Origin of the sequence: Streptomyces sp. NPDC058092 (assembly GCF_042884935.1) — a bacterium.
GTDB lineage: Bacteria > Actinomycetota > Actinomycetes > Streptomycetales > Streptomycetaceae > Streptomyces.
Genome location: NZ_JBHVSY010000023.1, coordinates 74324 through 85475, shown reverse-complemented (window position 1 = coordinate 85475; position 11152 = coordinate 74324). Strand labels below are relative to the sequence as shown.

Below are 11152 nucleotides of genomic sequence, written 5' to 3'. Positions count from 1 at the left end.
TACAGCCTCGGCCGTACCCACACACCTCAGTGCTTCTGTCTGCTACCTACCGGCTGCGCCGGTCACTTCCTCGACGCGCGAGTACGGCGGTACAGCAGGGTTCCGCCGAGCACCATCGCGGCGCTCGCCGCACCGGCCAGGCCCAGGCTGGTGTCGGCACCCGTGTGCGCCAGCTCCGCGGTGGTGATCGGGCCCCCGGCGGTGACCCTGGGATCATTGCCATTCCGCGGTTCATCGGTGCGGGGCGTGACCGGGGGTGTGACCACGGCGGGCGTGACGGGGGGTGTGACCACCGGGGGCGTGACCGGCGGTGTGACTACCGGAGGCGTGACCGGGGGCGTGACCACGGGAGGCGTGACCGGCGGTGTGACTACCGGAGGCGTGACCACCGGGGGCGTGACCACAGGAGGCGTGACCGGCGGTGTGACCACGGGAGGCGTGACCGGCGGCGTGACTACCGGGGGAGTGACCGGCGGCGTGACGACCGGCGGCGTGACCACCGGGGGCTCCACCGGCGGCTCGGTGCCCGGCCCGCTCCCGTTCACGCACTCGTTGCCGAACGCCGGGTTCAGCAGACCGACGACATCGACGCTGTTGCCGCACACGTTGACCGGAACGTCCACGGGAGCCTGGACGACGTTGCCGGACAGCACACCGGGAGATTGAGCCGTGGTGCCTTCGGCGCTCGCCCCCTTGCCGCCGTTGTTGCTTCCGCCGCCCTCGTTCGCGCACTTGTTGCCGAACGCCGGGTTCAACAGACCGATCACATTGACCGTGTTGCCGCACACGTTGACGGGAACGTGCACCGGCACCTGCACGGCGTTGCCCGAGCCGACGCCCGGCGAACCGACGGCGGCACCATCGGCGGAGGCGTCCGCGAACGCGTATCCGCCGGCCGCGGTCAGAATGCCCGACGCCGCTGCCATCACCAGCACGCTCTTGCTCAAGGCTTTTCGCATTGATTGCCCTTTCCTAGGACACTTCGCGCGAGCGCGATGCTCGCGGTTAATTCATCACGCGGTGCAGCTTCTGCCGGGAACGTCACCCCGGGTTCTTCATGCATGAGTCGGCAAGCGGCGGTTCTTCCGCTCTTCCGCAGGGTGAACACCGAACGGAGCCGCACGCTTGGTGACATCCATAACGAGGGGGGATTGTCGAGGAAACGCGAAAATGGGTGGAAATCTTGTGATCGCTCGAACGGATTACGTATGCGCGTTCATGGCGACGCCACCCCCGGGCATTCGGGTGAACGGAGAGAACCAAACGTCCGATCGCGAGTTGGGCAGGGGGCTCCGGTACGGGGCATCCGGTACGAGAAGGGTTAATCGTGATCAAGAAGGTTCTGGCTACGGGCGCTGTGGCCGCCTTTATCCTCGGTCTGGGCGCCACCCAGGCCATGGCGATCGGAGACGACGGCGGCACGACGTCGGTCAACGGCAACGGAGCCCCGCAGTCCTTCGGCAACGCTGAGACCCATGGTGACGGCAGCCCGCAGTTCGGCCTGGTCCAGGGCAGCCTGAACAAGCCCTGCATCGGCCTGCCCGCCAAGGCCAATGCCGGCTCGCTCGTCGGTCTTGTCCCGGTCGCGGCCCAGGACGTCAACGTGCTGGCCTCGCCGCAGAACCAGCAGTGCACCGAGAACTCCACCCAGGCCAAGGGTGACGAGCCGCTGTCGCACCTCGTGGACGACATCCCGGTGCTCTCCGGCAACGGTACCGGCAACAGCTGATCCAGCCGCAGTGACAGGCCCGGGCCGCCGGCCTTCCTCCTCCGCGCGGCCCGGGCCCGCTGTTTCCCTTCCCGGTATCGGCGCCCGAATGGGCCGGTGATCCCGCCCGCGACGTCGAGCGATCGATACTGCTCCATCCGGGCTGTTTTTTCGAGAATCTTCTTCCTGAAGAGTTTCGACTGCGGTCCTAAATCGTTACGAATTGCAGCGGCGGAGTTACGAGTGATCAGGACCGCGCTCGTGCGGCACGAAAGACGTGACCGCTCCGGACTCCGTCAAAGAAAGGGACAAAAGTGAAGTACGCCAAGGTTGCCGCCATCGCCGCCGGAACCCTGATGGCGGTCGGTGCCGCCGCCCCCGCCTTCGCCGACTCCGGCGCCGATGGCGCCGCCAACAACTCCCCGGGCGTCGCGTCCGGCAATGTCGTCCAGGTCCCGGTCCACGTTCCGCTCAACCTCTGCGGCAACAGCGTTAGCGTGATCGGCCTGGTCAACCCCGCCTTCGGCGGCACCTGCACCACCTCCTGACCTCTGGTCGGCCGAGCCGAACGCTCATGACGGGAAGGCCCCGGAACGCATTCGATGCGATCCGGGGCCTTCCCCTTTTCCGGTATTCGATCGAAGGGTGCCGAGAAAAGCGGCCCCGTCCAGTTGCCCGGGTGCAACCACATCGTTACCCAAGGTGAAAAGCGGCAGAAGTCACGGCTAAAGAAGGCTGGTGCGGCGCGGATACGCGGCCGAAACGGATGCCGCTGCAGAAGGGAACCCGAAAGTGAAGTACGCGAAGACCGCTGCGTTCGTTGCCGGTTCCGTGGCTGCTCTGGGAACGGCTGCTCCTGCCTTCGCCGTTACCACCACCACGGCCCCCAACTTCAGCCTCAACGGCGGCGTCAACCAGGTGGTGGAAAGCGCACCGCAGGCTGTCGACCCGATCGTCGACACGGTCGGCGGAGCCGCCGATTCGATGCAGAAGAACGGCACCGTCACCAAGCTGGCCGGCCAGGCGACCGGTGCGGCCCAGGGCGCGGCCCCGCTGATGGGCGGCCTGCCGCTCGGCAGCTGACCCGTCACGCCACGGCTCTTCCCTGCCTGTGCGGCGGACCTCCGGGCAGCGGAAGCACCGTTCGAGTGAATCGGCACAACCATCCCTGTCGCCTTGAGTTGCTCAGTGAGCTCGGGCAGGCGAGCAAGAGAAAACCCAGAAGGGCTATTCAATGATCAAGAAGATTATGGCCTCGGCAGCCGTCGCTGCTTCGATCGTCGGTGTCTCCGCCGCGATCGCCCCGCAGGCCATGGCCGTCGGCGACGACAGTGGCACGATGTCGGTCAACGGCAACGAAGCCGTCCAGTCGTACGGCAACTCCGCCACCCACGGTGACTGGAGCCCGCAGTTCGCGCTCATGCAGGGCTCGCTCAACAAGCCCTGCATCGCCCTTCCGGCCAAGGCCAATGTCGGTTCGGTCCTCGGCGCCGTCCCGGTCCCGGTCCAGGACGTCAATGTGCTGGCCTCGCCGCAGAACCAGCAGTGCACCGAGAACTCCACCCAGGCCAAGGGTGACGAGGCACTGTCGCACCTCGTGGACGACATCCCGGTGCTCTCCGGCAACGGCACCGGCAACAACTAGGACCATAAGGCTCCGGTCGCTCGCCGCTGATTCCTCGGACCTGTCGAGGACTTCACCACGTGCGGCTTCGAGCCCGCTTGCCCGCAGTACGTGAAACACCGTGGGGCCGGCACATCCACGCGGCAGCCGATCGTCGGCGGCCCGGATGTGCCGGCCCCACGTCGTGTGTGCCGTCCCCTCGAAGGGGCGGGCGGACTGGGCCGGTTGCCGTAGTGACGGCGGGCGTCACCCGTCGCACCGGGTAAGGGCCAACCATGGACCAGTACGACAGCCAACACCCCTGCGGTCGGCAGCGACACGCACAGGACGCCACACCCATCTACGACCGGCTGCTCGCCGAATGGCAGGCGACCCGCGGCGGACCGGAGCCGGCCCCTCCCGAGCGGCCCTGCGCGGGAAGTCGCGTGCCCGCCGCCCGTACGTCCGACGAAGCCTTCGACGGGTGAGGGGGTGCGTCGAACTCACACCGTATCGAACCCATTTGAGTGGTAGTGCGGAACCGGCGCTTCCGTAGCGGGTCGATCAGCACGTTCCACAACGGGACGCTCCGAAAGGTGAAGCCTGATGAAGAAGATGATGGCCGGCGCAGCAGTGGCCGTGTCCCTGATCGGTCTGTCCGCCGCCGCGGCCCCCTCGGCCATGGCGATCGGCAACGACGAGGGCACCGCGTCGGTCAACGGCAACGACGCCGCGGACTCGTTCGGCAACAGCGTGACCCAGGGCGACGGCAGCCCGCAGTTCCAGCTCGTCCAGGGCGCGCTGAACAAGGCCTGCGTGGGCCTGCCGCTCAAGGCCGACGCGGGTTCGCTCGTCGGTGTGCCCGTGCCGGTCGCGGCCCGGGACGTCAATGTGCTGGCCTCGCCGCAGAACCAGCAGTGCACCGAGAACTCCACCCAGGCCAAGGGCGACGAGGCGCTGTCGCACCTCGTGGACGACATCCCGGTGCTCTCGGGCAACGGCATCGGCAACAGCTGACACCCGCGTGAATGCGGGCGATCGCGGGAACCCCCTCCCCCCGCGATCGCCCGCATTCCGGTGCACGGCACGGCCGAGAAGTATCCGGGGCGCGGCCCCGGGGCTCCACGCATGACGATGCCCACCGTTCCACGGGGGGCGGTGGGCATCCGGCGTACGGGGCGGCTCAGCCCAGGCTGCGTACCGGAAGGACGCAGTGCGCGGAGGTCATGATGACCTCCGCGTCGGCTGCGAACGACCGCAGCAGTTCCTCGCTGACCGGCCGGCCCGGCGTGCCTTCGGGCCAAGGACGGGTGGCGAACATCGTGTGCACCTCGCCCCGCTGCTTTGCCGCGGCCAGCCACTCGGGCGGTGCGGGGTACTGCGCCGTGAAGTGAGGCAGCGTCAGCACGGCCTGACCGGCCTGGACGAGCAGCTTCACCGGGAGGCCCGGCGTCTCGGCGGCGTACACCGGGCCGGCGCCGACCGGCAGTCCGCTGCGCTCCAGGGCCACGCGCATCGCGGCCTCACCGGCGGCCGGGCCGTCCGTCCCGTCGCCGAGCGAGTAGACGAGGAGAAAGGCGACATCGGAGCCGCCATCGGGGTGTTCGCCGCTCCACCCGATCAGTGTGATCGTGCCCAACCGGGCCTGGGTGAACGTGCCGGTGGCGGTCTGGGGTGAGGTCATGCCCGGCACCCTAACGGCCTGAGACCGGTCGTTGTGCATGCGTATCACCTGATCGAGGGAGATTCACAGATATCTCCGACCAATGCGGGCGAGGCGCTTTTCCGGATGCGGGCCGGCGGACGGCGTGGATAAATGTGTTGACGCCACCCGATGGCCGCGGGCTATCGTGTGCAGCGTTCCGGACGGCGGGGAAGAACCGCCGGTGTCGGGCCCGTGCTTGAACCAGGAGGTGAGGACATTGATGACTGTCGTTGCGATGGGCGTTGCCCACAACCAGAAGAGCATCGTTCCCACCCCCGTGGTCGCCGGCTGACTTCTCCTCAACTCTCCGCGCATGTACGCGCGTTGCCGGGGCCACCCTGTGAAGGGTTTCCCTTGTCTTTCCCCTCTTCTCCGTCCTCCTCGTCCCTTTCTTCTTCTCTTCGGGGCGCGTCCGTGTCGCATCCGCTGTCCCCGTACGGCTGGGACGACGACTGGGCTGCCGCATTCGCTCCGTACGCCGAGCAGGGTCTGCTGCCCGGACGCGTGGTGCGGGTGGACCGCGGGCAGTGCGACGTGGTCACCCCGTACGGCACGCTCCGGGCCGACACCGCCTTCGTCGTCCCGCGCGATCCGATGCGGATCGTCTGCACGGGCGACTGGGTCGCCGTCGACCCCGACGGAGACCCGCAATTCGTACGGACGCTGCTCCCGCGGCGTACGGCCTTCGTCCGCTCGACGTCGTCGAAGCGCTCCGAAGGGCAGGTGCTCGCCACCAACGTCGACCACATCGCCATCTGCGTCTCGCTGGCCGTGGAGCTCGACCTGGGGCGGGTGGAGCGGTTCCTTGCGCTCGCCATGTCCAGCTGCAGTGGTGACGCGCTGCTGCGTGACGGGGCGTCCGCCGCGGACGGCGCCGCCCAGCCGGTCCTGGTGCTGACCAAGGCCGACCTGGTGCCGGACACCGCCACGCTGTCGTACCTCGTCCAGGACATCGAGGCGATCGCGCCCGGTGTCCGGGTGCTGCCCGTCAGCTCCGCCACCGGGGAGGGGCTCGATGTCTTCGCCGCGATCGTCTCGGGCGGCACGAGTGTGCTGCTCGGGGTGTCCGGCACGGGCAAGTCGACCCTCGCCAACACCCTGCTCGGCCGCGACGTGATGGAGGTGCAGGCCGCCCGTGACGTCGACGGCAAGGGCCGGCACACCACCACGACCCGCAATCTGCTGGTTCTGCCCTCCGGGGGCGTACTGATCGACACGCCCGGACTGCGTGGTGTCGGCCTCTGGGATGCGGAGACCGGCGTCGGCCAGGTCTTCTCCGAGATCGAGGAGCTCGCCGAGCAGTGCCGGTTCCACGACTGCGCCCATGAGTCGGAGCCCGGCTGTGCGGTACTCGCCGCGGTCGAGGACGGTTCGCTGCCCGAGCGGCGCCTGGACAGCTTCCGCAAGCTGCTCCGCGAGAACCAGCGCATCGTCGCCAAGACCGATGCCCGGGTGCGGTCCGAAATGCTGCGGGGGTGGAAGCGCAAGGGCGCCGAGGGGCGGGCGGCCATGGACGCGAAGCGGGGTCGGGTGCGGTAGCCCGCGGGTCGCCCTGTTGACCCGGTCGACGTCCGAAAACCGCGAGTGCGGTACCCGGGGGTGCCGCACACTGGACGGTGTGATGGACGAACGGACCAGGTACGAGGCGGTGAGCAGCCGCGACGCCCGTTTCGACGGGGAGTTCTTCTTCGCCGTCGAAACGACCGGAATCTACTGCCGGCCGAGCTGCCCCGCCGTCACCCCCAAGCGGAAGAACGTACGGTTCTTCCCGACCGCCGCCGCCGCGCAGGGCAACGGCTTCCGGGCATGCAGGCGCTGCCGCCCGGACGCCGTGCCCGGTTCCGCCGACTGGAACGTACGGGCCGATGTCGTGGGCCGCGCCATGCGGATGATCGGCGACGGCGTGGTCGACCGGGAGGGCGTGCCCGGTCTCGCCCACCGGCTCGGTTACAGCTCACGCCAGGTGCAGCGGCAGCTCAACGCGGAGCTGGGCGCCGGGCCCGTCGCGCTCGCTCGCGCCCAGCGGGCCCACACCGCACGCGTGCTGCTCCAGACGACCACTCTGCCGGTGACCGAGATCGCCTTCGCGTCCGGATTCGCCAGCGTGCGCCAGTTCAACGACACGATCCGGCAGATCTACGCCCGCACGCCCAGCGCCCTGCGGGCCGAGGCCGGTACGGGGCTGGGAGCGGCGGTACGGGAGGCGCGGACCACCGGGGTCCCGCTGCGGCTGGCCCACCGGGGGCCGTACGCGGCCCGCGAGGCCTTCGACCTGCTGGCCGGCGAGACGGTCGCCCGGATCGAGGAGGTCAGCGGCGAGCCGGGCACGCGCACCTACCGGCGCACCCTGCGGCTGCCGTACGGGACGGGCATCGTGGCCGTCGACGAGCGGTCCGCCGGGTCCTGGCTCGACGCCCGGATCCACCTCACGGACCTGCGGGATCTGACGACGGCCGTGCAGCGGCTGCGGCGCCTCTTCGACCTGGACGCCGATCCGTACGCCGTCGACGAGCGGCTCGGCGCCGACCCGTGCCTGGCACCGGGCGTCGCCGCCCGACCCGGGCTTCGCTCGCCGGGCGCCGCCGATCCGGAGGAGTTCGCCGTACGGACGCTGGTGGGCAGGTCCGGGGCGGAGCGGCTCGTGGAGAGGTACGGCAAGGTCCTCGACGTCCCCTGCGGCGGGCTCACGCATGTGTTCCCCGAGCCGGGGGTGCTGGCCGGTGCGGTGGACGACCCGGCGCTGCGGGCGCTGGCGGCCGCCCTCGCCGACGGGGACGTACGGCTCGACACCGGGGCCGACCGCGACGAGGCCGAGCAGGCACTGCTGCGGCTGCCGGGGATCGGCCCGGCAGCGGCGGGACTGATCAGGATGCGGGCGCTCGGCGACCCCGATGTGGACCCGGAGGGCAGGCCCGGGTCCGAGCGGTGGCGGCCGTGGCGTTCGTACGCCGTGCGCCACCTGAGCCTCCTGGGCCCGTCCTGGGCGTTCTGTCCATGAAGGTTGGTGACGGGGTTCAGGCGGGCAGCCCCCAGCGTGGTGCGGGATCGTTCGCCGTGACCGGGCGGATGGTCAGGTCCGGGCGGTCGCCCTCGGCCGTGATCAGCGCCGAGTCGCCCTTGCGCAGGCGGATGCGTACCGTACCGTCGGCCAACTCCTCGTGATCCAGCGGGCGTCCGTGCCGGTCGCGGATCTCGACGGCACCCTCGATGCCGTGGCGTACGACGCACGGCGCGCCCGCCTCGCTGGTCACCCGTACCCAGCGGGTCCGTCCCTCTTCGCGTACCGCGCTCAGCAGGAACGCACCCTGGGTGCGGAAGTCATGGACGGTCATGTCCCGCCAGGCGGCGGGCAGAGCCGGGAAGACCCTGATCGTGCCGCCCCACGACTGGCACACCATGTCGTGCAGCGACTGGGCGGCCGAGAGCGGGGTCTCGATGACCGGGCCCGACTCCTTGTACATGGTGTTCGCCTGGATGAACCGGCTCATCAGCTGCCCCAGGTACTTCAGCGCGTCCTCGCCCTTGCCGAGCAGCGCGGACATCGACGCGGCGCCGGTGAAGGTGTAGCCCTGCAGGGCGCCTTCGAAGCCCACCCAGTGGGCGAGGGACCTCTCGATCAGGGCGCGTTCGTCGGGCGTCGCGCCCGTCAGCTCGTACAGCGGGTAGACCGCGAGCATGTGCGAGTAGTGGCGGTGCGACTGCGCGAACGGCACCCCGGCGCCGATCATGAAGCCGTTCGCGTCGACCGGGTACGGCGCGAGCCTGGCCAGGACCTCCTGCCAGCGGGCGGTCAGCGGGTCGTGGACGCCGAGTTCCCGCGCCGAGTCCAGCAGGGTGCGACAGCCCCAGCGCAGCAGCATCAGGTCGTAGTTGCAGTCGGGCGCGTTCACGCCGTACTCGGGGGAGAACGTCGCCGGGAGATGCAGTTTTCCGTCCGCGCCGGGCGTCAGGAAGTGCAGGTAGTAGTTGACGGCCTTGCGCAGCAGGGGGAAGAGGGTGTCGCGCAGGATCGACTCGTCCATGGTGTGGCGGTAGGAGAGCCATACGTTGTGCAGCGCCCAGGTCAGATTGCCGACCTCGGGGGTGGGCTGGTCCTGGCCGGGGATGCCGACGCCGAAGCCGCCGTCGGGGACCGACGCTCCGTTGACCAGCTGGGGGTCGGTGGTGCGGGGCATGCCGGCCGAGTCCGCCCGGTAGGGGGCGGCGACCTCGCGGGAGAGCTGGTCGCGGAATTCGCTCAGGGCGCGGGTGACGGCGTCCAGCTCCAGGTGGTTGGAGCCGTGGATCAGCCAGTACTCCAGCTGGACGTTGAGGTTCCACCAGGTGTTCGGCCAGGGCGTGGGCTCCAGCCAGGGGCCGGAGGTGGCCATCACGGGTGCGTCCTTGCGGGCCGCCGACGCCGTTTTGTACAGCTGGATCCAGTAGAAGCGCTGCAGCCGGGCGTCGGGCAGGGACAGGAAGCTCTTCCGGTAGAACCGGTCCCACCAGGTGCGGTGGGGCGCCGCCAGCAGACCGTACGGGAGCGCGGAGGCGGATTTGACCGTGCGCAGCGCACGGTCAAGGGCCGTCGTCGTGGGGTGGGAGTGCGCGACCGTGACGTACAGGGTGCGGGCCGTGCCCCTGGTGCGCTCGCGCCAGGCGGTGACGTGGTGGCCGCCCGCGAGCAGCGGCTGGACGGCGGCGGTGGTCCCGGCGTGCTGTTCGGTCACCGCGGGAGGGTTGCCGGTGTAGCCGTCCGGGAGGGGCTTGAAAGCGGCCCTCGGGCTGATCGCGTCGGCGGGGTGGAAGACCCAGCGGAAGTCCTGCTCGCCCGCGCTCGGGGTGACCTCCACGGCCAGCAGGTCGCTGGCGGAGTGGACGAAGGCCCGGAGCTTCAGGGTGCCCGCGGTGGTGGTGATCGTGCCTTCGAGTTCGGCGGTGCGCAGTCGCATCCACCACTCGATGCCCGTGATGGTGCCGGCCGGTTCCAGGGTGAAATGGCCGATCGGGAGGCGGGCGAGGCCGAAGAGGGAGCCGAACTCGGGGCGGTGGTCCTGGACCTCGGAGTGCTGGACGTTGAAGCGGATGGCCGTGGTGGTGGCGCCGGGCTCGGCGTAGATGCCGGAGCCGAGGCGGCCGTTGCCCAGATACGGGCCCTCGTACCAGGTCTTCGGGAGCTTCTGCCAGAGCAGGTCGGCGTCGTCCAGGACCGTGCGCCAGGCGTCGTCGGGGGAGTGGACGGTGACGGGGGCCGGGGCGGTGGCCGCCGGGGCGTCGGGGGTGGCCGCCCGGGCGGGGACGGCCGCCGCGCCGCCCACCACGAGCGCGCCGCCGATCGCACTGCCGGTGGCGAGGACGCTTCTACGGGAAGGGTCCCGGGTTTCGTTCCGGGACGGGCGGGAGCGGTCCGGTGCTGGGGGCAAGGCGTCTCCTGGCGACTCGTATGCAGGCACAACAATTCATCCGAGCTATTCCTTCAGGGAAGGTAGGCATGGGGCATCCTTGCGTCAATAGAGAGGGAGACATCCGATGTGCTTCCGTCCATCTGTACGGCATCCACCTGGTTGTTCAGGGGTACGGGGTCAGCCCCAGAGCACCGTGCCCAGCCAGGCCCCTGTCACCAGCAGACACGCGAAGAGCTCGACGAGCACCGCATAGCCGGTCGCCCGCATCACCGAGCGGACCGACGCCCACCCTGCCCCGCTGCTGCCGAGCCGCAACCGTTCCGCCCCGTAGATCGCCCCCACGTAGCCGATGATCCCGCCCACCACCGGCACTACGAAGAAGCCCACGATCCCGCCGATCCCGCCCAGCATCAGCGTCTTGCGCGGGGCCCCCGACTCACGGGGGCGGCGATGCGGCAGCAGCGGCTTCAGCGCCTGGTTCACCAGCAGAAGCGCCGTGGCCCCGATGAGTACGCTCCAGGCGGCCGGCGTCATGTCGGTCAGCGCCCACCACAGCACGGCGGCCCAGACGATCGCCTGCCCCGGAACGCCTGGCACCAGCACGCCGACCAGGCCGAGGAACATGACCAGGCCGACGGCGACGAGTTGCCACACACCCATCTGACCAGCGTGCCGGAGTCCGGCCGGTCCCGCCCGTCAGCGCGGCCCCGGGCAGGGGACGTCTACGCAGCTCAGGGCCGTAACGGCGCTGC

At 70.0% G+C, this 11152-nt stretch carries 12 protein-coding genes; 8 read left to right on the top strand and 4 right to left on the bottom strand.

What is annotated here, in order from left to right; genetic code table 11:
- Nucleotides 1-62: 62 nt before the first annotated feature.
- Nucleotides 63-959, bottom strand: a complete 897-nt coding sequence (locus tag ACFVV1_RS30800) for a chaplin (protein ID WP_389995902.1) — start codon at nt 957-959, stop codon at nt 63-65.
- Between the two features lie 368 nt (nt 960-1327).
- Between ACFVV1_RS30800 and ACFVV1_RS30795 the strand changes: the two genes are divergently transcribed.
- The 6 genes from ACFVV1_RS30795 (at nt 1328) to ACFVV1_RS30770 (ending at nt 4328) form a co-directional block, all read left to right on the top strand.
- Nucleotides 1328-1729, top strand: coding sequence for a rodlin (locus ACFVV1_RS30795; RefSeq protein ID WP_389995899.1), 402 nt, complete (start codon nt 1328-1330; stop codon nt 1727-1729).
- A 293-nt stretch (nt 1730-2022) separates the two neighbouring features.
- Complete coding sequence (locus ACFVV1_RS30790) at nt 2023-2256, top strand: chaplin (RefSeq protein ID WP_389995897.1); 234 nt, start codon at nt 2023-2025, stop codon at nt 2254-2256.
- A gap of 244 nt (nt 2257-2500) precedes the next feature.
- Nucleotides 2501-2791, top strand: coding sequence for a hypothetical protein (locus ACFVV1_RS30785; RefSeq protein ID WP_389995895.1), 291 nt, complete (start codon nt 2501-2503; stop codon nt 2789-2791).
- Between the two features lie 151 nt (nt 2792-2942).
- On the top strand, nt 2943-3353 hold the full coding sequence (locus ACFVV1_RS30780; protein WP_389995892.1) for a rodlin: 411 nt from the start codon (nt 2943-2945) through the stop codon (nt 3351-3353).
- 254 nt (nt 3354-3607) lie between these two features.
- The gene (locus tag ACFVV1_RS30775) at nt 3608-3799 is read left to right on the top strand and encodes a hypothetical protein (RefSeq protein ID WP_389995890.1); all 192 of its coding nucleotides are present in this window, start codon (nt 3608-3610) and stop codon (nt 3797-3799) included.
- 118 nt (nt 3800-3917) lie between these two features.
- Nucleotides 3918-4328, top strand: coding sequence for a rodlin (locus ACFVV1_RS30770; protein ID WP_389995887.1), 411 nt, complete (start codon nt 3918-3920; stop codon nt 4326-4328).
- 166 nt (nt 4329-4494) lie between these two features.
- Here the strand turns inward: ACFVV1_RS30770 and ACFVV1_RS30765 are convergent, their stop codons facing one another.
- Entirely contained in the window at nt 4495-4995 is a 501-nt protein-coding gene (locus tag ACFVV1_RS30765) for a DUF5949 family protein (protein WP_389995885.1), read from the bottom strand.
- A gap of 375 nt (nt 4996-5370) precedes the next feature.
- Between ACFVV1_RS30765 and rsgA the strand changes: the two genes are divergently transcribed.
- A complete protein-coding gene (rsgA, locus tag ACFVV1_RS30760) occupies nt 5371-6555 on the top strand; it encodes a ribosome small subunit-dependent GTPase A (protein WP_389995882.1) in 1185 nt (394 codons plus the stop codon).
- A gap of 82 nt (nt 6556-6637) precedes the next feature.
- Nucleotides 6638-8014 (top strand): bifunctional transcriptional activator/DNA repair enzyme AdaA, encoded by a 1377-nt coding sequence (locus ACFVV1_RS30755; protein ID WP_389996035.1) that lies wholly within the window; start codon nt 6638-6640, stop codon nt 8012-8014.
- Nucleotides 8015-8030: 16 nt separating this feature from the next.
- Here ACFVV1_RS30755 and ACFVV1_RS30750 read toward each other — a convergent pair whose 3' ends face one another.
- On the bottom strand, nt 8031-10418 hold the full coding sequence (locus ACFVV1_RS30750) for a glycoside hydrolase family 95-like protein (RefSeq protein ID WP_389995879.1): 2388 nt from the start codon (nt 10416-10418) through the stop codon (nt 8031-8033).
- 159 nt (nt 10419-10577) lie between these two features.
- Complete coding sequence (locus ACFVV1_RS30745) at nt 10578-11060, bottom strand: DUF456 domain-containing protein (RefSeq protein WP_389995876.1); 483 nt, start codon at nt 11058-11060, stop codon at nt 10578-10580.
- Nucleotides 11061-11152: the final 92 nt, after the last annotated feature.